This window comes from Bradyrhizobium sp. (assembly GCF_016219575.1).
In the GTDB taxonomy this organism is placed as follows: domain Bacteria; phylum Pseudomonadota; class Alphaproteobacteria; order Rhizobiales; family Xanthobacteraceae; genus Bradyrhizobium.
This window is the reverse complement of the sequence record NZ_JACRMG010000009.1, coordinates 812194-838478: the sequence shown is the minus strand read 5'-3', so window position 1 is coordinate 838478 and position 26285 is coordinate 812194. Positions and strand designations below refer to the sequence as shown.

At 65.5% G+C, this 26285-nt stretch carries 24 protein-coding genes and 1 tRNA gene; 7 read left to right on the top strand and 18 right to left on the bottom strand.

From position 1 onward, the window contains the following. Positions 1-20: 20 nt before the first annotated feature. A complete protein-coding gene (gene queC, locus HZB49_RS09015; RefSeq protein WP_291610270.1) occupies positions 21-725 on the bottom strand; it encodes a 7-cyano-7-deazaguanine synthase QueC in 705 nt (234 codons plus the stop codon). Positions 726-832: 107 nt separating this feature from the next. Here queC and mazG point away from each other — a divergent pair, with 107 nt between their 5' ends. Next, positions 833-1684, top strand: a complete 852-nt coding sequence (gene mazG / locus HZB49_RS09010; RefSeq protein WP_291610268.1) for a nucleoside triphosphate pyrophosphohydrolase — start codon at positions 833-835, stop codon at positions 1682-1684. Further along, the gene (locus HZB49_RS09005) at positions 1681-2466 is read left to right on the top strand and encodes a sulfite exporter TauE/SafE family protein (protein ID WP_291610266.1); all 786 of its coding nucleotides are present in this window, start codon (positions 1681-1683) and stop codon (positions 2464-2466) included. Before mazG ends, HZB49_RS09005 begins: the two co-directional genes overlap by 4 nt. Before the next feature lie 102 nt (positions 2467-2568). Here HZB49_RS09005 and hflX read toward each other — a convergent pair whose 3' ends face one another. From hflX to dusB, 7 genes are all read right to left on the bottom strand, one after another. Then, positions 2569-3951 (bottom strand): GTPase HflX, encoded by a 1383-nt coding sequence (hflX, locus tag HZB49_RS09000; RefSeq protein ID WP_291610264.1) that lies wholly within the window; start codon positions 3949-3951, stop codon positions 2569-2571. Between the two features lie 11 nt (positions 3952-3962). Continuing rightward, the gene (hfq, locus tag HZB49_RS08995; RefSeq protein WP_291610262.1) at positions 3963-4208 is read right to left on the bottom strand and encodes an RNA chaperone Hfq; all 246 of its coding nucleotides are present in this window, start codon (positions 4206-4208) and stop codon (positions 3963-3965) included. A gap of 280 nt (positions 4209-4488) precedes the next feature. After that, entirely contained in the window at positions 4489-5859 is a 1371-nt protein-coding gene (locus HZB49_RS08990) for a sigma-54 dependent transcriptional regulator (protein ID WP_291610259.1), read from the bottom strand. Positions 5860-5876: 17 nt separating this feature from the next. Further along, positions 5877-8231: a PAS domain-containing sensor histidine kinase gene (locus HZB49_RS08985; RefSeq protein WP_291610257.1), complete on the bottom strand. Its 2355-nt coding sequence runs from the start codon at positions 8229-8231 to the stop codon at positions 5877-5879. A 145-nt stretch (positions 8232-8376) separates the two neighbouring features. Continuing rightward, positions 8377-9819 carry a nitrogen regulation protein NR(I) gene (gene ntrC, locus HZB49_RS08980; protein ID WP_291610255.1) on the bottom strand — a complete coding sequence of 481 codons (1443 nt, stop codon included), beginning with the start codon at positions 9817-9819 and terminating at the stop codon, positions 8377-8379. A 10-nt stretch (positions 9820-9829) separates the two neighbouring features. Then, complete coding sequence (locus HZB49_RS08975) at positions 9830-11008, bottom strand: nitrogen regulation protein NR(II) (RefSeq protein WP_291610253.1); 1179 nt, start codon at positions 11006-11008, stop codon at positions 9830-9832. Further along, on the bottom strand, positions 11005-12006 hold the full coding sequence (dusB, locus tag HZB49_RS08970) for a tRNA dihydrouridine synthase DusB (RefSeq protein WP_291610252.1): 1002 nt from the start codon (positions 12004-12006) through the stop codon (positions 11005-11007). The genes HZB49_RS08975 and dusB overlap by 4 nt, the downstream gene beginning before the upstream one ends. A 296-nt stretch (positions 12007-12302) precedes the next feature. Here dusB and HZB49_RS08965 point away from each other — a divergent pair, with 296 nt between their 5' ends. From HZB49_RS08965 to HZB49_RS08950, 4 genes are all read left to right on the top strand, one after another. Continuing rightward, on the top strand, positions 12303-13484 hold the full coding sequence (locus HZB49_RS08965) for a bifunctional 2-C-methyl-D-erythritol 4-phosphate cytidylyltransferase/2-C-methyl-D-erythritol 2,4-cyclodiphosphate synthase (RefSeq protein ID WP_291610251.1): 1182 nt from the start codon (positions 12303-12305) through the stop codon (positions 13482-13484). A gap of 1 nt (position 13485) precedes the next feature. After that, the gene (locus HZB49_RS08960) at positions 13486-14088 is read left to right on the top strand and encodes a CinA family protein (protein ID WP_291610250.1); all 603 of its coding nucleotides are present in this window, start codon (positions 13486-13488) and stop codon (positions 14086-14088) included. Positions 14089-14155: 67 nt separating this feature from the next. Further along, on the top strand, positions 14156-14614 hold the full coding sequence (locus HZB49_RS08955; protein ID WP_291610249.1) for a hypothetical protein: 459 nt from the start codon (positions 14156-14158) through the stop codon (positions 14612-14614). A gap of 159 nt (positions 14615-14773) precedes the next feature. Further along, positions 14774-15994 carry a Spy/CpxP family protein refolding chaperone gene (locus HZB49_RS08950; RefSeq protein ID WP_291610248.1) on the top strand — a complete coding sequence of 407 codons (1221 nt, stop codon included), beginning with the start codon at positions 14774-14776 and terminating at the stop codon, positions 15992-15994. A 74-nt stretch (positions 15995-16068) separates the two neighbouring features. Here the strand turns inward: HZB49_RS08950 and HZB49_RS08945 are convergent, their stop codons facing one another. Both HZB49_RS08945 and lipA read right to left on the bottom strand, forming a co-directional pair. Continuing rightward, complete coding sequence (locus tag HZB49_RS08945) at positions 16069-16536, bottom strand: type II toxin-antitoxin system RatA family toxin (RefSeq protein ID WP_291610247.1); 468 nt, start codon at positions 16534-16536, stop codon at positions 16069-16071. A gap of 5 nt (positions 16537-16541) precedes the next feature. Beyond that, the gene (gene lipA, locus HZB49_RS08940; protein WP_291610246.1) at positions 16542-17501 is read right to left on the bottom strand and encodes a lipoyl synthase; all 960 of its coding nucleotides are present in this window, start codon (positions 17499-17501) and stop codon (positions 16542-16544) included. A 136-nt stretch (positions 17502-17637) separates the two neighbouring features. On the opposite strand from lipA, the gene HZB49_RS08935 reads away from it, so the two are divergent. After that, the gene (locus tag HZB49_RS08935; RefSeq protein WP_291610244.1) at positions 17638-18249 is read left to right on the top strand and encodes a DNA-3-methyladenine glycosylase; all 612 of its coding nucleotides are present in this window, start codon (positions 17638-17640) and stop codon (positions 18247-18249) included. On the opposite strand, the gene HZB49_RS30035 is transcribed toward HZB49_RS08935, so the two are convergent. From HZB49_RS30035 to HZB49_RS08900, 8 genes are all read right to left on the bottom strand, one after another. Next, positions 18246-18389, bottom strand: coding sequence for a hypothetical protein (locus tag HZB49_RS30035; protein ID WP_365857163.1), 144 nt, complete (start codon positions 18387-18389; stop codon positions 18246-18248). The genes HZB49_RS08935 and HZB49_RS30035 overlap by 4 nt on opposite strands. Then, on the bottom strand, positions 18377-19039 hold the full coding sequence (locus HZB49_RS08930; protein WP_365857160.1) for a class I SAM-dependent methyltransferase: 663 nt from the start codon (positions 19037-19039) through the stop codon (positions 18377-18379). The genes HZB49_RS30035 and HZB49_RS08930 overlap by 13 nt, the downstream gene beginning before the upstream one ends. 44 nt (positions 19040-19083) lie before the next feature. Beyond that, complete coding sequence (locus HZB49_RS08925; protein WP_291610242.1) at positions 19084-19470, bottom strand: VOC family protein; 387 nt, start codon at positions 19468-19470, stop codon at positions 19084-19086. A gap of 115 nt (positions 19471-19585) precedes the next feature. After that, positions 19586-22453: a valine--tRNA ligase gene (locus HZB49_RS08920; RefSeq protein ID WP_291610239.1), complete on the bottom strand. Its 2868-nt coding sequence runs from the start codon at positions 22451-22453 to the stop codon at positions 19586-19588. A 186-nt stretch (positions 22454-22639) separates the two neighbouring features. Then, the gene (locus HZB49_RS08915) at positions 22640-23359 is read right to left on the bottom strand and encodes a DUF2497 domain-containing protein (RefSeq protein ID WP_291610237.1); all 720 of its coding nucleotides are present in this window, start codon (positions 23357-23359) and stop codon (positions 22640-22642) included. A 293-nt stretch (positions 23360-23652) separates the two neighbouring features. Continuing rightward, complete coding sequence (locus tag HZB49_RS08910) at positions 23653-25059, bottom strand: TolC family outer membrane protein (protein ID WP_291610235.1); 1407 nt, start codon at positions 25057-25059, stop codon at positions 23653-23655. Positions 25060-25293: 234 nt separating this feature from the next. Next, positions 25294-25956, bottom strand: coding sequence for a protein-L-isoaspartate O-methyltransferase (locus HZB49_RS08905; protein WP_291610233.1), 663 nt, complete (start codon positions 25954-25956; stop codon positions 25294-25296). A gap of 120 nt (positions 25957-26076) precedes the next feature. Beyond that, a tRNA-Asn gene (locus HZB49_RS08900) sits at positions 26077-26151 on the bottom strand. Positions 26152-26285: the final 134 nt, after the last annotated feature.

Here is a 26285-nt window from a genome sequence, read left to right as displayed (position 1 = left end):
GGTTCCCGCTTCCGGCAAGCTTACCCCCTTCCCGCATACTCCCGCCAGCCCCTCGCCCGCAGGCTGCAGGCCGGGCATTCGCCGCAACCAAAACCCCAATCGTGCTGCGTGCCGCGTTCGCCGAGATAGCAGGTGTGGGAATGCTCGCGGATCAAATCGACCAGCCCTGCCCCGCCGAGATCGTGCGCGAGCTTCCAGGTCGAGGCCTTGTCAAGCCACATCAGCGGCGTGTGCAGCTCGAAGTTCTTCGCCATGCCGAGGTTGAGCGCAGTCTGCAGCGCCTTGATGGTCTCGTCGCGGCAATCGGGATAGCCGGAATAGTCGGTCTCGCACATGCCGCCGACAATGTGGCGGATGCCGCGCCGATACGCCAGCGCCGCGGCAAAGGTCAGGAACACCAGGTTGCGGCCGGGCACGAATGTATTCGGCAGGCCGTCCTCGCCCATCCTGATCTCGACGTCGCGCGTCAGCGCGGTGTCGGAGATCTCGGCGAGCGTGGGAATGTCCAGCGTATGGCTCTCGCCGAGCTTGGCGACCCAGTCGGGGCGCGCCGCGCGAATGCCGGCCAGCAGCCGTTCCCGGCAATCGAGCTCAATGGCGTGGCGCTGGCCATAGGCAAAGCCGAGCATTTCGACGCGCGCAAAGCGCTCGAGCGCCCAGGCAAGGCAAGTGGTGGAGTCCTGTCCGCCCGAGAACAGGACCAAAGCGGTTTCCTGGTTGTACATGACCCGCCCCTTAGCATTCCCCGATCCACAGGCCAATGCAGCGGTTTCGCTGGGATCGCCGGACACGATGCGGCATAAGGGAGAAAATCCGCGAACCCGGCGAACTCATGAAACCTTCCCGCGACATTCTTGGACTGATCGAAGTGATGGCGGCGCTGCGCACGCCGGTCACCGGCTGCCCCTGGGACCTCGAGCAGAATTTTGCGACCATCGCCCCCTACACGATCGAGGAGGCCTATGAGGTGGCGGAGGCGATCGCGCGCGGCGATCTCGACGACCTCAAGGACGAGCTCGGCGACCTGCTGCTGCAGGTGGTCTATCACGCCCGCATGGCGGAAGAGCAGAACGCCTTTGCCTTCGGCGACGTGGTCGAGGCGGTGACGCGCAAGATGATCCGGCGCCATCCGCACGTGTTCGGCGACGAGAACGGCGTGGTCACCTCGGGCCATGTCGCCGAGAACTGGGATCGCATCAAGGCCGAGGAGAAGGCCGAACGCGCCGCGCGGCGGCCGCCGGAGGAAGCTGCGCACAAATCGCTGCTCTACAGCGTCAAGGCCGGGCTGCCTGCGCTCGCCCGCGCACTCGACCTGCAGCGCAAGGCCTCAACCGTCGGCTTCGACTGGAACGACCCGCGCGCCGTGCTCAACAAGATCCGCGAGGAAGCCGACGAGATCGAAGCCGCGCTCGACGGCGGCGACAAGGCCGAACTGGCGGAAGAGACCGGCGACCTCCTGTTCGCCGTGGTCAACCTCGCCCGTCACGTCGACGCCAATCCCGAGATGGCGCTGCGCGGCGCCAATGCCAAGTTCGAGAAGCGTTTTGCCTATATCGAGCGCGCGCTCGCCGCAAAAGGCCGCACGCTGGAGGAAGCGACGCTGGAAGAAATGGACGCGCTGTGGGATGAGGCGAAGCTCGCCGCGCGGCCACCCACGCCGGCCCAACGTAGCGAGCGCGGATGAATTTCGCCGAGATCATCGGCGGACTCGTCACCGGGCTGGCCGGCGGCTTGTTCTCCGGCTTTCTCGGCGTCACCGCTGGCGGCGTTCTGGTGCCGCTCCTGATCCTCATCCTCGGCAAGGAGCAGCACATAGCGCAGGGCATCTCGCTGGTGGCGCAGATCGTGCCGACCAGCCTGTCCGGCGTGCGCAACTACAGCCGCAGCGGCCATCGCATCTCCTTGCGCTGGCTGATCTGGCTCGCGGCCGGCTTCGGCGTCGGCGGCTGCGTCGGTGCACTTTTTGCTGTTCATGTCCCGGATCGCGCCCTGCAATGGTGCTTTGTCGCCTACCTCGTCATCCTGCTTGCAATCATGCTGCTGCGTTCGCAGCGCTCAGGGAACAACGGTGCGGACGATGTACCGGAGGACGTCCCGCTGCATTGGGCAACGCTCGGCGCGATCGGCGCCGTCGCCGGCTGGTCATCCGGCTTTCTCGGCATCGGCGGCGGCCTCGCCATCACCGCGCTGATGGCTGGCATCGCAGGACTCTCGCAGCACCGCGCGCAGGCGATGAGCCTTGCCGTCACCGCGTTGCCGGTGACGCTGCCAGCGGCGCTGCTCTATGTGCAGCAGGGCACCGAGCTGCCGTGGCTCGCCATCGCCGCCCTGATCGCAGGCCTGTGGATTGGCACCGATATCGGCGCCCGCTTCGCCAACCGCGTCAGCCCGGACCGGCTGCGGCTGTCGATGATCGTCATCATCGCCGCGATGGCGCTGTTCATGGCGTTCAAGGCGTGGCGATAGAACGCGTAGGGTGGGCAAAGAAAAGCGTGCCCACCTTCAAGGCTGCTCTGGCGAAGGTGGGCACGGCGCAAGCGCGCCTTTGCCCACCCTACGGCAGAAGAGTCACGCTACGTGCGGCACGGCCGCGAACCGATTGACCACGATGTCCCGCTTGGTCTCGTCTACGCGCACGGTCATGGCGAAGCGGCCGTCGTGCAGTTCCTTGTTCAGCACCTCGGCATTGCGGTGCAGCCAGCTGATGCCTGCGCCGTCGGCGGCGTCGATCGACAGATCGAGCGTGGTGCGGCTCGCGGCGAGGCGATCCTCGATGGCGGCTAGCAGCGCATCGATCCCCTCGCCTGAGGTAGCCGAGACCAGGAAGCACGGCCGTTCCGGCGGGCGGCGCGCGGCGATGTTCTTCAGGTTCTCGCGCTCTTCGGGATCGAAGCGGTCGATCTTGTTCCAGACCTCGATGATGCGCTGGCCCGAGCCGGCGGCGGGATCGATGCCGAGCTGGCGCAGCACGGCGTCGACGTCGCGCTCCTGGGCTTCGGCGTCCTCATGCGAGATGTCGCGGACGTGCAGGATGATGTCGGCCTCCAGCACCTCCTCCAGCGTGGCGCGGAAGGCGGCGACGAGCTGCGTCGGCAGGTTGGAGATGAAGCCGACGGTGTCGGACAGCATGGCCTTGCCGCCGTGCGGCAGGGTGAGCGCACGCAGCGTCGGATCCAGCGTCGCGAACAGCATGTCGGCCGCTTGCACATCCGCGCGCGTCAGCCGGTTGAACAAGGTCGACTTGCCGGCATTGGTGTAGCCGACCAGAGCCACGACGCGATACGGCACGCGCTGGCGCCCGGCGCGATGCAGCCGCCGCGTCGCCTGCACCTTCTTCAGTTCGTTCTCCAGCCGCGCGATGCGGTCGCCAATCAGGCGGCGGTCGGCCTCGATCTGGGTTTCGCCGGGGCCGCCCATGAAGCCGAAGCCGCCGCGCTGGCGCTCCAGATGGGTCCAAGAGCGCACCAGCCGGCTGCGCTGGTAGTTGAGATGGGCGAGCTCGACCTGCAGCGCGCCTTCCTTGGTCTTGGCGCGGCGGCCGAAGATTTCCAGGATGAGGCCGGTGCGGTCGAGCACCTTGGCGCCCCACGCCTTCTCGAGATTGCGCTGCTGGATCGGCGACAGCGCGCAATCCATCACTGCGAGTTCGATGTCGTTGCCCTTGATGAGGCCGAGTACCTCCTCGACCTTGCCCTTGCCGAGATAGGTCGCCGGCCTGATCTGCGCGATCGGTGCAATGAGCGCGTCGACCACCGTCAGATCGATGGCGCGCGCCAGACCCTTGGCTTCCTCCAGCCTTGCCTCGGAATCGCGGACAGCCGCATCTGTTTGCGCGTCGGCCTCGCCGCGGCGCATGCGCAGATAAGGGCCGATGACAATCACCCGCCCTGTCGCCTTGTCCCCTCCCGACCGCGGACGGTCGGCCCCCCCGTCGAAAATTCGGGGTTCCAATCAGATCACTCTCAAGCCGTATCCTCGCCGCCCTCGAACAACTGGATCGGAGCGCCGGGCATGATGGTCGAGATCGCATGCTTGTAGACAAGCTGCGAGTGACCGTCGCGCCGGAGCAGAAGACAGAAATTGTCGAACCAGGTGACAATCCCCTGCAGTTTCACTCCATTGACCAGAAAGATCGTCAGTGGCGTCTTGGTTTTGCGAACGTGATTAAGGAAGGTGTCTTGTAGGTTTTGTGCGCGGTCTGCCGCCATTTTTTATCCCGCAGTTTTTTATTTTTGAACCGGCCGCAGCCCTCTGTTGGAGCCATCAGCCGGGTGCCGCCTTCCCCTTGAGATCCCCCTCCTGAGGTGCGGCGGCACAATTAGAAGACAGGCGCAGATTTTAGGCAAGCGAGTTCGCACCCCCCGCGCGCTGAACGTGGCGGCATTTCTCCCTAAAGCCTCAAAAAGAGACGAATATTCCCAAGCATCTGCATGGACCGGTACGCGGCCGCTCCATCGCGGAATCATCGACGCCGGGCGAATCTCTCCGCTAGCCGACCCCGAGCGCCTTCAGCTTGCGATGAAGCGCCGAGCGTTCCATGCCGACGAATTCCGCTGTGCGAGAGATGTTGCCGGAGAAGCGGCTGATCTGGGCGATCAGGTAATCCCGCTCGAACACCTCCCTCGCCTCCCGCAGCGGCAGGCCCATGATGTGCTCGCCATTGTTGCTGGTGGGCATGGCCGGAACCATGGAGCCGACGTCCGGCGGCAGCATGTCGGCGGTGATGATGACCTCAGGCCCGCCGCTCGCCAGAATCATCACGCGCTCCACATTGTTGCGGAGCTGGCGGACGTTGCCCGGCCAGACATGCGACTGCAGCACCGCCATCGCGTCCTGGCCGATCTGCCGCTTCGGCAGGCCGGTGGCCGCCGAAATCTGGTCCATGAAGTAGTCGATCAGTTCGGGGATGTCCTCGCGCCGCTCCGACAGCGGCGGCACACGGATCGGCACCACCGAGAGGCGGTGATAGAGATCCTCGCGGAAATGCCCCGCCGCGATCTCCTCTTCCAGGTTGCGCGCGGTGGAGGAAATGATGCGCACGTCGACGCTCACCTTCGCGGTGCCGCCGGCACGCTGGAAGGTCTGGTCGACCAGCACCCGCAGAATCTTGTTCTGGGTCTCGCGCGGCATGTCCGCGATTTCGTCGATGAACAGGGTGCCGCCATGCGCCTCTTCCAGCGCGCCGGCCTTGCGCGACTCGCCGCCATTGGTCTGCTCGACGCCGAACAGTTCGACCTCCATCCGCTCCGGCGTGATGGCGGCGGCGTTGATCACCACGAAGGGACCGTCGGCGCGGCTCGACATGTTGTGCAGCGTGCGGGCCGCCAGTTCCTTGCCGGCGCCGGAGGGACCGACGATCATGATGCGGCTGTTGGCCTTGGCGGCGCGGTCGATGGTCTGGCGCAGCTGGTTCATGCAGGCGGAGCGGCCGGTCAGCACGCTGGCGGCAGGTGCGAGCTGCTTCAGCTCCTTCACCTCGCGTTTCAGCCGCGAGGTTTCCAGCGCGCGATTGGCGACCAGGATCAGCCGGTCGGACTTGAACGGCTTTTCGATGAAGTCGTAGGCGCCGCGCTTGATGGCTGCGACTGCCGTTTCGATGTTGCCATGGCCGGAAATCATCACGACCGGCAGATCGGCGTTGTCCTTCTTGATCTGCTCCAGCAGCTGCAGGCCGTCGAGCTTGGAGCCCTGCAGCCAGATGTCGAGGAACACCAGATGCGGCCGGCGGTTGGCGATCTCGGCGAGCGCCGAATCGGAATCGCGCGCGGTGCGCGTGGAAAACCCCTCGTCGTCGAGGATGCCGGCCACGAGGTCACGGATATCGGCTTCGTCATCGACAATCAGAATGTCACTGGCCATGGGTTACACCTGTCTTGTCAGCTGCCGGTTGCGGCCTGAATTTTTTCTTCAGGCTTTTCTTGGATTTTGTCTTCATCATTGGTCGTCGGTACCGCCGCACTGGTTTCAGAAACCGGCGGCTTTGTCTCCTGATCCTGTTCGCCCGACTTCTTCGCCTGCCCGGTGACGGCAAAGCGCAGCCGCATCCAGGCGCCGCGCTGGCCGGGCCGGAAGTCGGAAGCATCCTTGAGCTCGATGCGGCCACCATGGTCTTCGAGCACGCGGCCGACGATCGCCAGCCCCAGCCCGGTGCCCTTCTGGCGGGTCGTCACGTAGGGCTCCAGCAGGCGCTGCCGCGCCACCTTGGGCAGGCCGATGCCATTGTCGATGACGTCGATCAGGATATCGTCAGCCTCGCGCTGGGCGACGACGTCGATGCGTCCCTTGCCGAGGTCTTCCGGCGGCACCTGCTCGATCGCCTCGGTGGCGTTCTTGATGATGTTGGTCAGCGCCTGCGAGATCAGGCGGCGGTCGAACTGGGCGTGCATCGGGTCCTGCCTGATATCGGCCTCGATGTCGAGCTCGGGATGGGCGACCTTCATCAGGAACACCGCCTGGCGGACGACGTCGGCGACGTCCTCGCCTTCCATCACGGGCTTGGGCATGCGCGCAAAACGCGCGAACTCGTCGACCATGCGCCTGATGTCGTCGACCTGGCGCACAATGGTGTCGGTGCACTGCTCGAAGATTTCCTTGTCCTTGGCCTCGGTGACGGTGCGGCCAAATCTCCGGCGGATGCGCTCGGCCGAGAGCTGGATCGGCGTCAGCGGGTTCTTGATCTCGTGCGCGATGCGGCGGGCGACATCGCCCCAGGCCGAGGTGCGCTGGGCAGCGACGAGATCGGTAATGTCGTCCAGCGTGATGATATAGCTGTCCCGGGACTGGCTGGTCTGCTCGGCGCTGACCCGGACCGACAGGTTGGACTCGTGGCCGTCGCGATTGATGGTGATCTGGCCCTGCACCAGCTTCTGCGTGCCCTCGCGCGCCGTCTTCATCATGTCGTCGAGTTCGGGCAGCACTTCGGAAAGCGGATGGTCCAGCACCTCGGACTCCGCCTTTCCGATCAGCTTTTCCGCAGAACGGTTGAGGATTCCGATGCTGCCCGACGCATCGACGCCGATGATGCCGGCGCTGGCCGAGGACAGCACCGCCTCGATGAAGCGGCGGCGGCTGTCGATCAGCTCGGAGGCATTGACCAGTTCGTCGCGCTGGCTGCGCAGCTCCTGCGTCATCTTGTTGAAGGTTTCGCCGAGCTGGGCGAGGTCGCCTTCCGATTTCAGCACGGGCACCTGGACGTTGAGATCGCCGGTCGAGACGATGTTGGCCGCGCTCATCAGGCGGCGGATCGGCGCCACCAGGCGATTGGCGAAGTTCAGCCCGATCAGCACCGAGGCCATCAGGATGGTCAGCGCGATCACCGCAAACATCAGCGCAAACGCCACCTGGATGCCGAGCTTGCGCGATTCCAGCGCCGCGTATTCGGCGACGCTGGCCTGGGTCTGGCGCAGTTGCGCCACCACGCGGGGATCGAGCACGCGGGCGACATAGAGGAACGTATCGGTGAAGTTGCGCAGGCGAATGACGGCCGCGACGTAATTGGCCTCGATGAAGACCGCGATCTGAGGTTCGTTGTCGTCCACGCCCTTGAGGAAGTCCGGCTCCGGCGTCGTGAAGGCCTGTTGAATACCGGTCTGCGCGCTTTCCAGGATGGTGGCGTCCTTGTCGATCAGCATCGCACCCGGCAGGTTGCGCGAGGCGGCGCTCGCCGTGAGACCCTGGCGGAAGCTGGAGCGGTCGAGATCGAACAGCGGCCGGGCGTGGGCGATGTCGTTGGACATGCCCAGGATGTCGCCGCGGATAAGCTGCGCGTGCTCGTGCAGATAGGCATTCGCCACGATCAGCGAGTTCTGGATCACCTCGCGGGTCGGCCCGGAGAACAGACGGTCGAGGCCGCGGTCGATGGTGACGTTGGCGACGATGGCGACCAGCACCGCCGGCAGCACCGCGATGATCGAGAACAGGCTGACCACCTGGATATGCAGCCGCGCAGCCGCGCTGCCGCGCCGGCGAGCCTGCACGACTTTCCAGACTTCGCGGACGATGATGCCGACCAGCACCAGGATGGTCGCGGCATTGATCAGCAGGAAGCCGTAGACGACGTTGCGCTTCGGCTCGATCGGCGTGAGCCCGGTCAGCACGATGAAGGTCAGGAAGGCCGAGAACAGCGCCAGCGCCACCGCCACCGGCCCGAGCCAACGGCGGATCGACCAGCCTTTCGGCCGGGCGAGCGAAGGGTCGTCCAATTGAACTGCTGCGGTTTCTGCGCTGGTCATCAAGGGCAAAGGGTGAGCTGACGGGTCAGTCCGCCTGCCCGCGGACTGATGCAATCATATCACAATGTTGCCGAATTGCGACAATTCCGCGGCGCTCTTTCTCGCGGGACTTGTCCCATCAACAGGGATGGGAACCGGGGGTTGCCTACCCCCCGCTCCGATAGACCTGGATATCGAGATCCCTGATCTTCTTGCGCAGCGTATTTCGGTTGAGCCCGAGCAGGTCGGCAGCGCGGATTTGGTTGCCACGGGTGGCCGCCAGCGCGGCCGTCAGCAGCGGAATCTCGATCTCCTTGAGGATGCGGTGATAGAGGCCGGGCGGCGGCATGCCGTTCGGAAAGCCGGAGAAGTGCGAGGACAGATACGCCTCCACCGCACCGCCGAGATTATCCACCGCCTGGCTGCTGCCGCCGCTGGCCGAAACGGCCGGTGGCGCGAGCTCTCCGTCGATGACGGAGGCTGTGATGACATCCTGCGGGTAGAGTGCCGCCAGCCGGCGCGCGAGATTCTCCAGCTCGCGCACGTTACCCGGCCAGCGGTGCTGCTTCAGCCGCTCCAGTGCCTGGGCATCGAGCTTCTTCGGCGGCAGCCCGTCCTTCTCGGCCAGCGAGAAGAAGTGCCGGATCAGGTCGGGCAGATCCTCGATGCGTTCACGCAGCGGCGGCAGCCGCAGCGGCACCACGTTGAGGCGGAAGAACAGGTCTTCGCGGAACAGGCCCTGCTGGATCAGGATGCGCAAATCCTTGTTCGAGGCGGCCACGATGCGCACGTCGGTCTTGATCGGGGTGCGGCCGCCGACGGTGGTGTATTCGCCCTGCTGCAGCACGCGCAGAAGACGCGTCTGCGCCTCCATCGGCATGTCGCCGATTTCGTCGAGGAACAGCGTGCCGCCCTCGGCCTGCTCGAAGCGGCCGGAGGCGCGGGTGTTGGCGCCGGTGAACGCGCCGCGCTCATGGCCGAACAGTTCGGATTCAATGAGATCGCGCGGGATCGCCGCCATGTTGACGGCGACGAACGGGCCGTTGCGGCGCTTGCCGTAGTCGTGCAGCGCGCGCGCCACCAGCTCCTTGCCGGTGCCGGATTCGCCGGAGATCATCACCGTGAGGTCGGTCTGCATCAGCCGCGCCAGCACGCGGTAGATTTCCTGCATCGCCGGCGAGCGGCCGACCAGCGGGATCGCATCGAACTCGGATTCGTCCTCGGCGCTCGTCACCCTCTCCTTCGGCTCGGCCAGCGCGCGGCCGACGATGGTGATCAGCTCCTTCAGGTCGAACGGCTTGGGCAGATATTCGTACGCGCCGCGCTCGGAGGCGCGGATCGCGGTCATGAAGGTGTTCTGCGCGCTCATCACGATGACCGGCAGGTTCGGCCGCATCTTCTTGATGCGCGGCAGGAGATCGAACGCGTTCTCGTCGGGCATCACGACGTCGGTGATGACGAGGTCGCCCTCGCCCTGGCTGACCCAGCGCCACAGCGTGGCCGCGTTGCCGGTCAGCCGAACCTCATACCCGGCGCGGGAAAGCGCCTGATTGAGCACCGTGCGGATGGCGGTGTCGTCGTCTGCGACTAGGATGCTACCTACGGCCATTTATCTTTCCTCATCTTGAGTCCTGTGAGGCAGGCGCCGGCGTACCCGGAACGTCGTCGCGTTTGCTCTGGTCGGGTGGTGGTTTGGTGGTGCTGTACATCGGCATCAGCACGCGGAACGTGGTCTTGCGCGGCTGCGACTCGCATTCGATGATCCCGCCGTGATCGCCGACGATCTTGGCGACCAGCGCAAGGCCGAGCCCGCTGCCGGTCTGCTTGGTCGTAACGAAGGGATCGAACAGGTTCGGCAAGAGGTCTTCCGGCACGCCGGAGCCGTTGTCCTTGACGCAGAATTCCAGCGGCAGCGACACGCGCGTCTTCTTGCCGGGCACCGACAGGCGCACGCCCGGGCGGAAGGCGGTGGTGAGCTGGATTTCCGCATCGCTGCCGAGATCGGCGACCGCCTCGGCGGCGTTCTTCACGAGATTGAGGAACACCTGGATCAGCTGATCCTGGTTGGCGAGCACCGGCGGCAGCGACGGATCGTAATCCTCGACGAACTTGACGTTGCGGGCAAAGCCCGATTGCGCGAGCCGCTTCACGTGGTCGAGCACGGAATGGATGTTGACGGGTCCGCGCGCCACCGGGCGGTCGTCGCCGAACACTTCCATGCGGTCGACCAGGGTGACGATGCGGTCGGCCTCGTCGCAGATCAGCCGCGTCAGCATGCGGTCTTCCGAAGAGGCCTGCTGTTCCAGCAGCTGTGCCGCGCCGCGAATGCCGGAGAGCGGATTCTTGATCTCATGCGCCAGCATCGCGGCGAGCGCAATCACCGAGCGCGCGGCGCTGCGGTGCGTGAGCTGGCGGTCCATCTTGTCGGCGATGGTGCGTTCCTGCAGCATGACGACGATATGGCCGGGCCGCTCCGCCAGCGGCGCGACATGCAGGTCGACCTGGCGGTCGCCGCCGATGCGGGGCGTGCCGAGATCGACCTTGTATTCGTTGACCGGCGAGCCGGAGGCGCGCACCTGGTCGATCAGCGCCAGCAGCGGGCTGCCGAACGGCACCAGTTCCTTCAGCGACTGCCGCTTCAGGAACTGGGTCGAAATCTCGAAGAAGGATTCGGCGGCGATGTTGGCGTCCACGATCTTGCCGTCGGGCGCGACCAGCAGCACCGGATTGGGCAGCGCGTTCAGGATGGCTTCGCCGAGCGGCGGCACGGGCCTGCGAAATTCTGCGGCGGAATTCATGCAGCAGCACTCCATGCAAAATCGTCAAAGGCCTCCCCAAGCGCGCGGTGCACGCTGGACGGCTCTTCCGAGGTGAGGATGCGCTGGCGCCAGCCTTTCAGCTTCGCCGCCGGCACGCTGCCGTATTGCGCGGCCACATCGAGCGCCCAGCCGAGATGCTTTCGCGCATGGCGAAGGCCGACGCGCAGGCCGTAATGGCGGCAAATTTCTTCATAGAGCGCTCGGACATGCTTGAGCTGTTCGGCGAGCGGAGGCACCGCTTCAGCGACTCCGGTCTCGAGCCGCCGGCCGATCTGCCCGGGCAGCCAAGGCTGGCCTTGGGCGCCACGGCCGACCATCACGGCGTTGGCGCCGGATTTTTCCAGCGCGCTGACCGCCTTCTCGAACGAGGTGATGTCGCCATTGACGACCAGCGGAATCGACACCGCTTCCCTCACCGCACGCACCGCCGACCAATCCGCCTCGCCCTTGTAGAACTGGCAGCGCGTGCGGCCGTGAACCGTCACCATCTGCACGCCCGCCTCCTCCGCGCGACGCGCAAGCTCGGGCGCGTTGAGCGAACGCTCGTCCCAGCCGAGCCGCATCTTCAGCGTCACCGGCACCTTCACGGCCGAGACCGTCGCTTCAACCAGCGTCATGGCATGGTCGAGATCGCGCATCAGCGCCGAACCGGACTGGCCGCCGGTGACGTGCCGCGCCGGGCAACCCATGTTGATGTCGATGATGTCGGCGCCGGCGGCTTCCGCAATCCGCGCGCCCTCGGCCATCCAGCGGGTTTCGCAGCCCGCCAGCTGGACCACGTGGGCGCCGATACCGGCGGCCTCGCAGCGAAGCCGGGACATCGGCTTGCCGTTCACGAGGTCATCGCTGGCGGTCATCTCGGAGACGACGAGGCCGGCACCCAGGTGGGCCGTGAGTCGGCGGAAGGGAGCGTCAGTGACGCCGGACATCGGCGCCAGGAGAACCCGGTTGGCGAGCTCAATATCACCTATTTTCAATGGTTTAGGGCCTGCGCGGTCCGGGCCGGTCACGGGGTTCTCGTTTCTCTGCCGAGCGCGCCATTGCGTCGGCCGCTACGCATTTTGAGCACAATTCTTGTGCAGTCAAGTTTCATGCCTACACTTTAGACAAATCTACCATTTGTGCAAGTGCACTGCAACAAGAATGGGTTTTCCCACAGACATGGCTAAACCGCTGGCTTTGCAGGCCTGGCATGGTAAGGGCTGTGCGGCCTTTCGAGCCGGTCACGGCTCATCCAGCAATATCGATTCGCCCGACAAGTCCTTGAAGACGCATGCCCAGACCTGAGCGCACCGCAGCCATCCTCGTCGCCGCCGGGCGCGGGCTTCGCGCCGGTGCGGGCGGACCCAAGCAGTACCGCACGGTCGGTGGCCAGACCGTAATATTCCGGGCCATGGCGGCGTTCTGCCGGCATCCCGACGTGATGACCGTGCAGCCGGTGGTGAACCCCGACGACATTGCCGTGTTCAACGAGGCCGTGAGCGCGCTCCGCCATGCGCCGCCCGCCAATGGCGGCGCGACGCGCCAGGAATCGGTCTGTGCCGGCCTCGAGGCGCTGGCGAGCGCCAGGCCCGATATCGTGCTGATCCACGACGCAGCCCGCCCCTTCGTGACGGAAGCCGTGATCTCCCGTGCGATCGACGCCGCGGGCCGGACCGGTGCGGCGATCCCCGCGGTCGCGGTTGCGGATACGATCAAGCTGGTTGGCGCGGCCGGCGACGTCGAGGCGACGCCCGAGCGTGCGCGGCTGCGCATCGCGCAGACGCCGCAGGCCTTTCGCTACGACGTCATTCTCGAAGCGCACCGTCGCGCGGTGCGCGAAGGCCGCAACGATTTCACAGACGACGCCGCGCTCGCCGAATGGGCGGGATTGACGGTGGCGACCTTTGAAGGCGATCCTGCGAACATGAAGCTCACCACGCCCGAAGACTTCGTCCGCGAGGAAGCGCGCCTGGCAGCAACGCTCGGCGACATCAGGACCGGCACCGGCTACGACGTGCACGCCTTCGGCGAGGGCGATCACGTGATGATCTGCGGCGTGCGCGTGCCCCACGCCAAGGGTTTTCTCGCCCATTCCGACGGCGATGTCGGCCTGCATGCGCTGGTCGACGCCATCCTGGGCGCGCTGGCCGACGGCGACATCGGCTCGCACTTCCCGCCGAGCGATCCCAAGTGGAAAGGCGCCTCTTCCGACCGCTTCCTGAAATACGCAGTGGAACGCGTCACCGCGCGCGGCGGCCGCATCGCCAATCTCGAGGTGACGATGATCTGCGAGCGGCCGAAGATCGGCCCCTTGCGCGACACCATGCGCGCCAAGATCGCAGAGATATCCGGCATCGACATCTCGCGCATCGCCGTGAAGGCAACGACCAGCGAGCGGCTGGGCTTTACCGGCCGCGAGGAAGGCATCGCGGCGACCGCGAGTGCCACCATCCGACTTCCCTGGAGCGAGTAAGATGAGCGGCAGCGACGCCCGCGCATTGTCCCGCTCGCTGCTCGATCTCTGCCGGATGCGCAAGCTGACCATTGCCACCGCAGAATCCTGTACCGGCGGCCTGGTCGCGGGCGCGCTGACCGACATCCCCGGCTCGTCCGACGTGATCGACCGCGGCTTCGTCACCTATTCCAACGACGCCAAGCGCGCGATGCTGGGCGTGAAGGCCACTACGCTTTCGACCTTCGGCGCGGTCAGCAAGGAAACGGCCACGCAGATGGCGGTCGGCGCGCTGGAACGCGCCGGCGTCGACCTTGCTGTCGCCATCACCGGCATCGCCGGCCCCGGTGGTGCCACGCCCGGCAAGCCGGTGGGGCTGGTGCATTTTGCCGTCGCCGCCCGCGACGGCCGCATCCTCCACCGCGAGCACCGTTTTGGCGCCATCGGCCGCACCGCCGTGCGCCTGCGCTCGGTGGTGGAGGCATTACGGATGCTGACGGAGCTGGCGCGCGGGCCGCAGGCCGCGAAGAAGCCGCAACGGGAGGCGGCAAGCCGGCTGCGCCCGCGCGTGGCGCGTAGCCCACGGCGGGCGACGGCAAAGCGGCGGCGGCCGCCGCGGGGCTGACGAGATGCAGGGCAGTCTCGGTCAACCGCCCATCATCATTCGCTCCTCTCGCATGGTAGCCGCCGGCATGTTGCTGATTGTCGTCGGCTTCGTGGCGACCGGAATAATGATGGCGAGAGATCCCGAGGAAAATCCCGTGATCGCTTACCTCGTAGCGGGCTTTTTCGCCCTCGGCATCCCCGTCTTCGGATGGCGCCTGTTTCGTCCGGACACGCTGATGCTGACGCCCGAGGGGATTTTCTTTCAGGGCATGCGCGGAACCGACAGCTGGAGCTGGAGCGAAGTCAGGGATTTTCGCCCCTACCGGCCCACCGGCAAGACGATTTTGAAGCACGTCGGTTTTAATTTCACGGACGGCGAGCGGAACGGCGTGCTCAGCCACGCCGATCAGCAATTGCCTGAAGTCGAGGGATCACTCGGCAATGGATGGGAGCTCAGGGCGGCCGATCTTGCCGACCTGCTGAACAGGGCGCGCGGCCTGTGGCTGCGGAGTGGCGGATCTGGCCATCCCCTCGGCTCGCGGTGATGACTGGAAACGCTGTTCGCCGCAAACGCGACGACCGACCCGATTCTTGCCGGTTTTCGGCGGGATAGCTCACTCTCGGGGAACTTTCGGTTCCGCCCCGCGTCATCTGTCTGTAGATGTCCACGGTGACGCGACGAGGCTTTCCGCCGGGAGGGTGCCATGTCGAGGTGGCGCATTGGAATTGCCGGAATTGCCGCCCTCTTGCTGACGACGCTGCTGCCGACCGAAGCCCCGGCCAGGATGCGCATTGGCATCAATCCCATCGGCGTCGCGAAGATGGCGGTAGGACGCGTATTGTCGCTCGGACGGATGCGGCACGCGCGCAGCCATGCCCGCCATGGCAAAATGCGAACGGCGGCTCTCAGGCCTCAGGACATCCGCAAGGCCATGGCGGCAGGACCTGCCGATCCGGCGGCGCGCCGGCAGATCGTCGCGGTTGCGGCACTGGCCGGCTTGCCCAAGGTCGCCGCGGACGGCTGGTGGCGCCACAGCGACGGCAGCTATGGCTGGGTCGGACCGCTGTTCTGGCCCTTCGCGATCTACGACGTGCATGACTACGCCATCCTCGGTGACGGCACCGGCTTCTGGAACTACGGCTATCCGGACATCTATGCCGGGATTTTTGCGCCGTACGGCCGCGCCGATCTTGCCGCCTTTTCCTCGACCCGTCCGGCCGGCCGTAGTCAGCGCCGGGTCCCGTTGCTGCAACAGCTCTGCGGCGACGACAGCCGCGAAGTCGGCGGCCTCGTCGGCGAACTCCAGCAGGCCGTTCAGCCGAACAACGAGGCGCAGCGCGCAGCTCTGGACGACCTTGCCAAGGCATTGATCATGGCCGCTCACATGATCCGTTCGTCCTGCCCGACGCAGGCGGCGCCGACGGCGCCCGAGCGACTCGCCATCATGCAGCAGCGCATCGGAACGATGATCGCGGTGCAGTCAGCATTGCAGCAACCGCTGACGAAATTCTACGACCTGCTGGATGACGAGCAGGAAGTGCGGCTCAACGCCCTTGCCGCCGATCGGCGCAAGACTGCGCCGGCGGACGCCGGCCCGGACGCGGCCGCCTGCGGGCCGGCGCAATCAACCGCCTTGCAATGGCCGGCCGCCGAGATCGAAGCCAGGCTGAACCTGAACGACACGCAGCGCACCGCACTCAAGTCGCTGCAGGACGCCAATGCCATGGCGATCGGGATCCTGAGTGCGTGCCCGCCGACGGACACGACGACTCCACCCGCTCGCCTTGACGCAGCGGACGCGCGGCTTGAGGCCATGCAGCAAGCGATCTATCTCGTGAGCGTCGCGCTCGGCGAGTTCTATGCCACGTTGAACGACGAGCAGAAGGCGAAGTTCGAGGCGATCGGACAGAAGCGGACGGCGTGATCTCTGCGCTTACCCATTCGTTACTTGAGCTCGCGAACTAGATTTTCCCGCGCGAAAGGATTGACCTTGCGTTCCTACGAAGCCGCCTTGGGTTTTCCGTACACCTGGTCCGCCCGCTTCTCGAACGCCGACGCGAACCGTGCAAACGCCGCATCGAACATCGCGCCCATCAGCATCGCCAGCATGCGGCTCTTGAATTCGTAGGCCAGGAAGAAGGCCACATCGCATTCGGTTTCGGACCCCGGCTCGAAGGCCCAGCGGTTTTCAAGGCTGGAGAACGGTCCCTTCAAGTACCTCGCCGCGATCTTCAGGTTGGGACGGTCGAGCACAACTTCGCTGGTGAAGGACTCCCGAACCAGCTTGAACGACACGGTCATGTCGGCCACCAAAATCTCTGTGCCGTTGGGCTTATCCTTGCGCTGCCGGATCCTCAGCGACTCGCATAGCGGCACGAACTCCGGATAGCGCTCGACATCGGCGACGAGGTCGAACATCTGGAGCGCGCTGTGCTGCACCCGGCGCTTGCTGGAAAACCGCGGCATCGGACCTAGCGGGCTTGCGCCGCGCGCGCTGCCTGGAGCTTTGCAAAATCCTCGCCCGCGTGATGCGACGAGCGGGTCAGCGGGCTGGCCGACACCATCAGAAAGCCCTTGGTGTAGGCGACCTTCTCATAGCCCGAGAATTCGTCCGGCGTGACGTAGCGCATCACGGCGTGATGCTTGCGGGTCGGCTGCAGATATTGACCGATGGTGAGGAAATCGACATCGGCCGAGCGCAAATCGTCCATCACCTGCAGCACCTCGTGGCGCTCCTCCCCGAGGCCAACCATGATGCCGGACTTCGTGAACAGCGTCGGATCGAGCTCCTTGACCCGCTGCAACAGCCGGATGGAGTGAAAATAGCGCGCGCCCGGCCGCACGGTGAGATAGCGCGACGGCACGGTTTCCAGGTTGTGATTGAACACGTCGGGCTTGGCCGCAACCACCACCTCCAATGCGCCGTCCTTGCGCAAAAAGTCCGGAGTAAGGATTTCGATGGTCGTGTTCGGGCAGCGCGCGCGGATGGCGCGGATGGTCCGGGCAAAATGTTCGGCGCCGCCATCGGCGAGATCGTCGCGGTCCACAGAGGTGACGACGACGTGCTTCAGCCCGAGCTTGAAGGTTGCTTCCGCGACGTGCTCGGGCTCATCGGCGTCGAGCGCGCCGGGCATGCCGGTCTTGACGTTGCAGAAGGCGCAGGCCCGGGTGCAGGTGTCGCCCATGATCATGAAGGTGGCGTGCTTCTTGTCCCAGCACTCGCCGATGTTCGGGCAGCCCGCCTCCTCGCACACCGTGACGAGGCCGTTCTCCTTCACGATGTTGCGGGTATCGGCGTAGCCGCGGGTGTTGGGCGCGCGCACCCTGATCCAGTCCGGTTTCGGCGGCGACGTGTTATCGGCCCGGTTCGCCTTTTCGGGGTGACGCGGGCGCAGCGGTGTGTTGGACAGGGTATCGACGATGGTGACCATGGCGATCTTGCAAGTAACGAGAGTTCTTAGCTAATCCGTGTTGGCGCACGCCGCAACTGGGCATCGCCGAAGCTAGCAGAACATGGCATGGTCGGGCGAGCTTTCCAGCCAGTTCCGACCCGATTCCCACCTCAAAATGGCTCCAGCTTCGAAATCCGCCGGTACGGCCGCCCCTGCCCCCGGCAAACCGCTGAAACGCGCGTTCTTCGACCGCAGCGTCCATGAGGTCGCCCCCGACCTGATCGGCGCGACGTTCCTGGTTGGCGGCGTCGGCGGCATCATCGTCGAGGTGGAGGCCTATCATCACACCGATCCGGCCGCGCATTCCTACCGCGGACCGACGCCGCGCAACCGCGTGATGTTCGGCCCGGCCGGCTTCTCCTACGTCTACCGCTCCTACGGCATCCACTGGTGCGCCAATTTCGTCTGCGAGGAGGAAGGCTCGGCCAGCGCCGTGCTGATCCGCGCGCTGGAGCCGACCCACGGGCTCGCCGCAATGCGGCGCCGGCGTGGCGTGGACGAAGTGCGCGCGCTCTGCTCGGGACCCGGCAAGCTCTGCGAGGCGCTCGGCATCACCATCAAGCACAGCGAGTTGCCGCTCGACAGGCCGCCGATTGCGCTGTTCGCGCGCACTGCGACGCCCGAGATCGTGGCGGGCGTGCGGATCGGCATCACCAAGGCGGTGGAGCTGCCATGGCGCTACGGGCTGAAGGGCTCGAAATTCCTGAGCAAACGGTTTCCACGTTAGCGCGAAGCCGCGCGCACCATATGCGGACCCGGGCCTGCTGGCAGCCCCTGCCCCAGTTCTCCATAGTAGCGCGCAGCGAGTTCGGCGCGCGTGACGTCCTCGAACTCGGAAAAATGCCGGGCCTGCATCAATGCGGCCATGTCAGAAGGATCAAACAGGCTGAGCCAAGGTTCGCCGCGTGCGGCAGCGCTTTCGGCAATTGCGACAAGATTGGCGCGCATGGCCGGCGGGTAGTTCTCAAACGGCTCCGCGTACTCGAATACGACTCGGAGCCGGCGATGCTGGCGACAAAATCGAGCGTGGAAACGATGGCCTCCCGCGTCAGATACGGCGTGACGCCGAGCCACTGGAAAAAGGCCGGTTCGTCAGCGCGGAAGCCAGATGCCGACAGCCCTTTGCCAAGGCTTTGCCTTTCGAAATCGATGGGCGCAAATGTCAGCGACGGCGGCAGCGCGACACCTGTTTGGGTCAGGCGTTCACGCTTCCACGCCTGGGTCGCGGGATAATCGATTTCGTAGACGGTGATGCCGGCATGCGGGTTGCGCAGTGCGAACGTGTCGAGCCCCGCTCCAAGAATGACGACCTGACGCACGCCGCGCGCAACACAGGTCGCCATCGCCTCTTCAGAGAACCGGCTCCGCGCAGCTATGAACAGCCGCATGGGCCGGTGCGCGGGATCCGCAGCCATCGCGGGCAGATTTGCGCGCGCTTCGTCATCGAGGATTTGCAACGCGTAGGGGTCGGCGAAGATCGTACCGCCCTCCAGCGTCTGGTGCACGGCGCGATGCATCGCTGCGCCCAATGCAGTCCGGCTCGGGCGCCCTGCTTGCATGCCTACACCGGATGGTGGCAGACCGCTTCGAGGCGGTTGCCGTCGGGGTCGCGGAGGAACGCCGCATAGTAGGAGGCGTGATAGCTGCGCAGTCCCGGCGGCCCGTCGTCGGCTCCGCCGGCCGCGATGCCGGCATCCCAGAATGCATCGACATGGCTCTGCCAGCGCGCCTTGAAGCACCAGTGGCGGCCGAAGGCTTCCTCCGGCCTCTCGCCCTTGCGGATCGAAATGTAGACGCGGTCTGGATAGGATGGCCGGGCGCGCTCGCCATAGCCGAGCCAGTCATCGCGGCGGCCGACCTTGACCACGCCGAGCGCCTTCATGATCGCGTCGTAGAAGCGCTCGGCGGCGGCGATATCGGAGACGGTGATGGAGACGTGGTCGAGCATGCAATCAATCTATCCCAGTCGTCATTGCGAGCGAAGCGGCAATCCATCTTGCCACGCGAAAGCATGGATTGCTTCGTCGCTTCGCTCCTCGCAATGACGGTGGAAATGTCGTCGTCTACGACGCCTTCTTCAGGCGCTCCAGCGCTTCCTGCAATTTCGTCTTGCGCGCCAGAGCTGCCTCGCGCTTTTCCTTCTCTTCCTCGACGATCTCTTCCGGCGCGTTGGCGACGAATTTCTCGTTGGCGAGCTTGGCGTCGACGCGCTTGATGTCGCCGTCGGCCTTGCCGATTTCCTTCTCCAGCCGCGCGCGCTCGGCGGCGAGGTCGATCACGCCCTTCAGCGGAAGCGCGGCGACCTCGCCGCGAACCAGCACCTGCACCGCGCCTTCCGGCGCGCTGTCCGCGAACGAAATGTCCGACAGCCGCGACAAGCGCTTGACGACGTCGTTCCAGCGCTGCGCACGCGCCTTGGTCTCGGCGGATGCCGCCGCCAGCACCAGCGGCGTCAGCGTCGCCGGCGGGATGTTCATCTCCGCCCGCACCGAGCGGATCGCGGTGACGAGATCGACTACCCAGCCGATCTCCGCTTCCGCTTCGGGATCGCTGAACTCGCCGGCATCGAGTTCGAGGATCACCGTGGGGATCAGCGCATCGCTCGGGTTCGTGGTCACAACCTGCGCCAGTTCTTCCGACGACAGGCTGCCCGCCTTGCGCGGCCAGGGCGTCAGCACCAGCAGCGTGTCGCGTTTGGCCGTCACCGCCCACAGCTCCTCGGTGATGAAGGGCATGAAGGGATGCAGCAGTTTCAGGATCTCGTCGCGCGCCCAGGCGATCATGGCGCGGGTCTCGGCCTTGGCCGGACCGTCCTCGCCGAGCAGCACGGGCTTTGCGAGCTCCAGATACCAGTCGCAATAAACGTTCCAGACGAAGCGGTAGATCGCGCCCGCCGCATCGTTGAAGCGATAAGCCTCGATCGCCTCGCTGACTTCGCGGGTCGTGCGCGAGGCTTCGTGCGCGATCCAGCGGTTCAGGGTCTGCTTCGCCTGCGTCGGATCGAAATCTCCGGGCAAGGAGCAGCCGTTCATCTCGGCGAAGCGGCAGGCGTTCCACAGCTTGGTCGCGAAATTGCGATAGCCCTCGACACGCTGGGTCGAGAGCTTGATGTCGCGGCCCTGCGCGGCCATCGCCGCCAGCGTGAAGCGCAGCGCGTCCGCGCCGTATTCGTCGACGAGATGCAGGGGGTCGATGACGTTGCCTTTCGACTTCGACATCTTGGCGCCCTTCTCGTCGCGGACGAGGGCGTGGATGTAGACGGTGGAGAAAGGCACCTCATCCATGAAATGGATGCCGAGCATCATCATGCGGGCGACCCAGAAGAAGATGATGTCGAAACCGGTCACCAGCGTGCTGGTGGGGTAATAGCGCTGCAGCTCCGGTGTCTCATCGGGCCAGCCGAGCGTCGAGAACGGCCACAGTCCGGAAGAGAACCAGGTATCGAGCACATCCTCGTCGCGAACGATAAATCCTTCGCGCTTCGCCGGGTCGCGCGCCATCTCCTCGCCCTGCTCCGGCGTGATCACTTCCTGCTCGACGTAATAGCCGAGCGCGTTGCCGACCGCTTCTTCCTCGGTTTCGGCGACGAAGACCTTGCCGTCGGGCCCGTACCAGGCCGGAATCTGATGGCCCCACCAGAGCTGGCGCGAGATGCACCAGGGCTGGATGTTCTCCATCCAGTCGAAATAGGTCTTTTCCCAATTCTTCGGCACGAAGGTCGTGGCGCCGGAACGCACCGCCGCGATGGCGGGCTGCGCCAGCGTCTTGGCGTCGACGTACCACTGGTCGGTCAGATACGGCTCGATGACGACGTTGGAGCGGTCGCCGTGCGGCACCATATGCGTGTTCGGCTCGACCTTCTCGACGAAGCCAAAGTCCTCCAGCCGCGCGACGATCTTCTTGCGCGCGGCGTAGCGATCGACGTTGTGCAGCTCTTCGGCGAGCATCAGCGCGCCCTCAGGTAGCCCGCGCAGATAGTCCTCGTTTTCGATCAGGGAGACGCGGCCCTCCTTGTCGAAGACGTTGATGCGCGGCAGGCTGTGGCGGTTGCCGACATCGAAGTCGTTGAAGTCGTGTGCCGGCGTGATCTTCACCGCACCCGACCCCTTGTCGGGATCGGAATACTCGTCGGCGACGATCGGAATCCTGCGGCCGACCAGCGGCAGGATCACATGCATGCCGACGAGATCGGTGTAGCGCTCGTCCTCCGGATGCACGGCCACGCCGGTGTCGCCCAGCATGGTCTCGGGCCGCGTGGTGGCGACCACGACGAATGTCTTGGGATCGGCCGGATCGAATTGGCGGCCTTCGATCGGATAGCGCAAGTACCACAGGCTGCCCTTGACCTCGACCTGCTGCACTTCGAGATCGGAGATCGCGGTGAGCAGTTTCGGATCCCAGTTGACCAGCCGCTTGTCCTTGTAGATCAGGCCCTGGCGGTGCAGTTCGACGAATACCTTGATGACGGCCTTGGACAGGCCCTCGTCCATGGTGAAGCGCTCGCGCGACCAGTCGCAGGAGGCACCGAGGCGCTTGAGCTGGTTGACAATGGTGCCGCCGCTCTCGGCTTTCCACCGCCAGACCCGCTCGAGAAATTTCGCGCGGCCCATGTCGCGGCGGCCGGGCTCCTGCCGCTCCATCAACTGGCGCTCGACCACCATCTGCGTGGCGATGCCGGCATGGTCCGTGCCGGGCTGCCACAGCACGTCCTTGCCGCGCATGCGCTCGAAGCGGCAGAGAATGTCCTGCAGCGTGTTGTTGAGCGCGTGCCCCATGTGCAGCGAGCCCGTCACATTCGGCGGCGGGATCACGATGGTGAAGGTGGGCGCATCCTTGCGCTCGGGCCGGCCGGCCCGGAACGCGCCGCTCTCCTCCCAGATCTGGGCCATGCGGCTTTCAATGTCGGCGGGCTGGTAGTTCTTCTCGATCATGACACGGCAAGGGTTTGGAGATTTGAGGGGTAAAGAGCCGCCGCAGCCGCGCAAGTCAACACGCTACCGCCCCGAAAGGACCGGATTAAGCCCGAATGGATGGCTGAATCGGGGCTTTGGCCCCTCTTTTCCGCGCATGACCTGATCCGAAAACCGGTATGCACTTTTCGGGGCCATGCGCCGAGGCTAACGGCCGCGGGATACCCGCTCGATCTCGGCCTTGACGATGCGCTCCACCAGCCCGGGCAGGTTGTCGTCGAGCCAGGATTTCAGCATCGGGCGCAGCATTTCCTTGACCAGGTCTTCGAGCGTCCGCGCGTTGTTGCTGAGTACGGTGTGGGCCAGCGTGTTGAAGGCGGACTCCACGGCGCTCACCGTCGTGCGCGACAGGATCGGCCCCGGCATTTCCACCGGCGACGGCTCGGGCATTGGCTGACGCTGCGCCGCCCTCGCCTCAGTGAATTCCAGATCGTCCTGTGGCTCGATCCTGCTGAAGGAAGCGGCCGGCGGTGGCGCGGGCGCCGGCTCGGGCAGCGCCATCTCGTCGGTGAGTTCGAACACGTCGCCGTCGGGCTGCGGCGGTCTCACCTCCTCGGGCGCAGTGTCCTCCTCGAGGCTCGCCAGCATCGCATCGATGTCGTCCTGGCTGTTGCTCGCGGCAGGCGCGGGCGGTGGAGGCGGCGCGGGCTTCGGAACCGGCGCCGGGGCCGCCTTGGCAGCGGGCTGCGCAGCCGGAATCGCCGAAGGCGGAATGTCCTTCATCGCGGGCTTGGAAGGCGGTGCGGCGGGCGCCGCGGCGGCAGCAGGCTTGTCGCCGGGCTTGGCCTCGTCATCGGCGATGATACGACGGATCGACGCCAGAATCTCCTCCATCGAGGGCTCTTGGACCTTTGCAGGCTGCGTCATCTCCGACTCCACATCATCAACGGCGAATCTTACACCAAGCGACCTCTGATTTGCCGGTCCCGAAAATAGCGGTCCGGCAATTTCATGGAATGGGCCGGACTTGTCCCCAAGATCGAACGCCCCGCAGCGGATCGCGCGCTTCGCCCCCTGTTCCGTCAAGACGCCGAATCGCGACGGTCAGGCAACGAATCGTGCGCCGCGAATCGCTTCGCTGCCTCGAACAAGGCTACGTCATGGCGGCAATTGTGCAAGCAAGGCGCAGCCCCGGAGGGATACGGGAGCGGCTGCGTTGTCTACTGGCCGGAAGGCGTGCGCACGCCGAGCCAGCTGTCGCGCACCTGGTGATAGTGCACGCTGGAATCATAGGTTTCGGTGGGCAGGTTCATCACGATCGGCGACAGGCGGCCGACCGAGTTGAGCACCGAATAGGAGGCGACGACGCGGTCGTGCTGCGCGGTGACGAGCGCCACGCGCGCGTTGACCAGCGCCTGCTGCGCATTGAGCACGTCGAGCGTGGTGCGCTGGCCGGCCTTGGCCTCCTCGCGGACGCCGTTCAGCGCGATCTCGGACGCCGTCACCTGCGACTGCGCCGACTGCACTTGCGCCTTGCCGGCCTCGAGCTGGCCCCAGGCCTGCACCACGTTGGCGCGCGCCTGGTCGCGGGTCTGTTCCAGCACGAGCCGTTGCTGCGCCAGCGTCTCTTTCGACTGGCGGATCAGCGAAAATTCGGCGCCGCCCTGATAGACCGGTATCGATATTTGCGCGACCGCAGCAGCCGTGAACGTGCGCTGGATCGTCAGCGTCTGCTCGCTGTTGTGGGTCGCCGAAGCCTGCAAGGTCACGGTCGGGAACAAGGCGCCTTCGGCCACCTTGACCTGGAGGTAGCTGACATCGATGCCAAACATCGCCGAGGTGACGCTCGGGTTTTCGGTCAACGCGAGCTCGATGGCGGCGACCAGCGTCGATGGCAAATAGCGGTCGACCGGCGAGCCCGGCGCCAGCGCCACCGGCTCGCTGCCGACGATGCGGCGGAAATTGGCGCGGGTCGTGGTGAGGTTGGATTCAGCGGTCAGCTGCTGCGTCTTGCCGGCGGCAAGCTGCGCCTCGGACTGCGCGACGTCGGTGCGGGTGACCTCGCCGACATTGAAGCGGTCCTTGGTTTGCTTCAGCGTCTGCTCGAGCACGCGCACGTTGCTGCGCTGAACCTCGACGATGGCGGAGTCGCGCAGGTAGTCCATGTAGATGGTGGCAGCCTGGAGCAGCACGGTTTGCTCGAGCACGCGCAGCGCCTCGCGCGCTGCGGACACCTGGCTCTCCGCTGCGCGGGTCCGGTTCGCGGTCTGCTGGCCGTTGAACAAGGTCTGCGAGACGGTCATGCCAGCGCTGTGCGGCGCGTTGGCGCCGTGAACCTGTGAGCGCACGAGAGCCGTCGGCGTGCCGCCAGCGGTGCTGAGCGTATGATTGTATTGATAACCCGCACTTGCCGTGAGCGCCACTTTCGGACGGTAGCCCGAAAGCGCCTGCGGCACGTTTTCGTCGGTGACGCGCACCTGCGCGCGCTGCGCGTTGAGCGCCGGGTTGGTCTGATAGGCGCGCACCAGCGCGGCCTCGATCGTGTCGGCGAGCGCGGGCACCGGCCCCAGCAAAGCCATCAGAAGGGCCGAAGCCGCAGCTCCGGCGAAAACCTTCGTCCCACGCATCCCCAAAAATCCAATCATTCTTCTTTCGCCCACCCAAAAAGGCATGGGCAGGCGCCACCCCTGCAGGTGAGTCCCGGCTCACCTTATTCTGCAGCTAGTCGTGACGGAACACCCAGACAAGCGGGCAACGCCGAAACTCTCCGCAGTGGGGCAATCCGGCCACACTTCTGATTTGGAACAGGATTTAACAGTCGCGCGGGGCGGAAATGGCAGCGGCCGAGGGCGGAAAAGCGCCTAGAAAACGAATTCGGCGAGGCGTTCCATGCCAGGTAGTACAGGCGCTGCCGCGTCGAACAGCGTGCGGTGCCCGAAATCGCCGCGCGAGTGCGTGACCGCCATCGCGCGCGACGGCCTGGTCGTTGCAAACACACCAACCAGACGGCCGCCTTCCGCAAGCTGGCCGAACAGCCTTTCCGGCGCGATTTCGGTGGCGCCATTGAGGACGATGACGTCGTAAGGCGCAGATTCCGGCCCGCCGTCGGCGGCAGCAGCCGTGCGAACGGTAACATTGGAAAGCCCAAGACCGGCGAGCGTGGCGGCCGCTTTCGACGCAAGCCCCGAATCGCTCTCTGTCGCCGTCACCCTGGCTGCAATCTTCGCCACCAGGGCAGCCACATAACCGGAGGCCGCGCCGACCACGAGCACATTGTCCGTGCTCTTGATCTCGGCCGCCTGCAGCAATTTCGCCGTCAGCGCCGCCTTGAGCAGACAGCGTCTGGTTCCTCCGCCGCCGACATCCAGATCGAGGTCGAGATAGGCCAGCGGCTGCTGTGCAGCCGGCACAAACGCCTCGCGCGGCACGCTCTGCATGGCATCGAGAATCCGGCTGTCGGTGACGTCACTGGGGCGCACCTGGCAATCGACCATTTTCTGGCGCGCCGTCGAGAAACCGGACATTGGCAGAACCCCGAAATCGAAGCGAAAACCGGTCACCTTTTGGATCAACAGGGGTGAAAACGCAACATGGCCTTCGGCCGAATCCGCCGTCGCACCCTGGAGAATTGGCGAGAAATATGTTGGCTCCCGGAGCTGGATTCGAACCAGCGACCATTCGATTAACAGTCGAATGCTCTACCGCTGAGCTATCCGGGAACAGGCGAAACAGGTGTTCGCGAGCGGCCTGCGTATAACAAAGGCTTTTGCCGTTGCAAAGGACCAATTGGCCGGCTGCGGGCCGACTCGAGGGAAGGCCGGAAACCCGCTGCGCGACAGGGGATTTCCCGGTC

Bases quoted from the DNA above. Each gene is read 5' to 3' on its own strand.
- queC (WP_291610270.1), bottom strand. From the start codon at position 725: ATGTACAACCAGGAAACCGCTTTGGTCCTGTTCTCGGGCGGACAGGAC.
- mazG (WP_291610268.1), top strand. From the start codon at position 833: ATGAAACCTTCCCGCGACATTCTTGGACTGATCGAAGTGATGGCGGCG.
- HZB49_RS09005 (WP_291610266.1), top strand. From the start codon at position 1,681: ATGAATTTCGCCGAGATCATCGGCGGACTCGTCACCGGGCTGGCCGGC.
- hfq (WP_291610262.1), bottom strand. From the start codon at position 4,208: ATGGCGGCAGACCGCGCACAAAACCTACAAGACACCTTCCTTAATCAC.
- HZB49_RS08990 (WP_291610259.1), bottom strand. From the start codon at position 5,859: ATGGCCAGTGACATTCTGATTGTCGATGACGAAGCCGATATCCGTGAC.
- HZB49_RS08985 (WP_291610257.1), bottom strand. From the start codon at position 8,231: ATGACCAGCGCAGAAACCGCAGCAGTTCAATTGGACGACCCTTCGCTC.
- ntrC (WP_291610255.1), bottom strand. From the start codon at position 9,819: ATGGCCGTAGGTAGCATCCTAGTCGCAGACGACGACACCGCCATCCGC.
- HZB49_RS08975 (WP_291610253.1), bottom strand. From the start codon at position 11,008: ATGAATTCCGCCGCAGAATTTCGCAGGCCCGTGCCGCCGCTCGGCGAA.
- HZB49_RS08965 (WP_291610251.1), top strand. From the start codon at position 12,303: ATGCCCAGACCTGAGCGCACCGCAGCCATCCTCGTCGCCGCCGGGCGC.
- HZB49_RS08960 (WP_291610250.1), top strand. From the start codon at position 13,486: ATGAGCGGCAGCGACGCCCGCGCATTGTCCCGCTCGCTGCTCGATCTC.
- HZB49_RS08955 (WP_291610249.1), top strand. From the start codon at position 14,156: ATGTTGCTGATTGTCGTCGGCTTCGTGGCGACCGGAATAATGATGGCG.
- HZB49_RS08950 (WP_291610248.1), top strand. From the start codon at position 14,774: ATGTCGAGGTGGCGCATTGGAATTGCCGGAATTGCCGCCCTCTTGCTG.
- HZB49_RS08945 (WP_291610247.1), bottom strand. From the start codon at position 16,536: ATGCCGCGGTTTTCCAGCAAGCGCCGGGTGCAGCACAGCGCGCTCCAG.
- lipA (WP_291610246.1), bottom strand. From the start codon at position 17,501: ATGGTCACCATCGTCGATACCCTGTCCAACACACCGCTGCGCCCGCGT.
- HZB49_RS08935 (WP_291610244.1), top strand. From the start codon at position 17,638: ATGGCTCCAGCTTCGAAATCCGCCGGTACGGCCGCCCCTGCCCCCGGC.
- HZB49_RS30035 (WP_365857163.1), bottom strand. From the start codon at position 18,389: ATGGCCGCATTGATGCAGGCCCGGCATTTTTCCGAGTTCGAGGACGTC.
- HZB49_RS08930 (WP_365857160.1), bottom strand. From the start codon at position 19,039: ATGCATCGCGCCGTGCACCAGACGCTGGAGGGCGGTACGATCTTCGCC.
- HZB49_RS08925 (WP_291610242.1), bottom strand. From the start codon at position 19,470: ATGCTCGACCACGTCTCCATCACCGTCTCCGATATCGCCGCCGCCGAG.
- HZB49_RS08920 (WP_291610239.1), bottom strand. From the start codon at position 22,453: ATGATCGAGAAGAACTACCAGCCCGCCGACATTGAAAGCCGCATGGCC.
- HZB49_RS08915 (WP_291610237.1), bottom strand. From the start codon at position 23,359: ATGACGCAGCCTGCAAAGGTCCAAGAGCCCTCGATGGAGGAGATTCTG.
- HZB49_RS08910 (WP_291610235.1), bottom strand. From the start codon at position 25,059: ATGCGTGGGACGAAGGTTTTCGCCGGAGCTGCGGCTTCGGCCCTTCTG.
- HZB49_RS08905 (WP_291610233.1), bottom strand. From the start codon at position 25,956: ATGTCCGGTTTCTCGACGGCGCGCCAGAAAATGGTCGATTGCCAGGTG.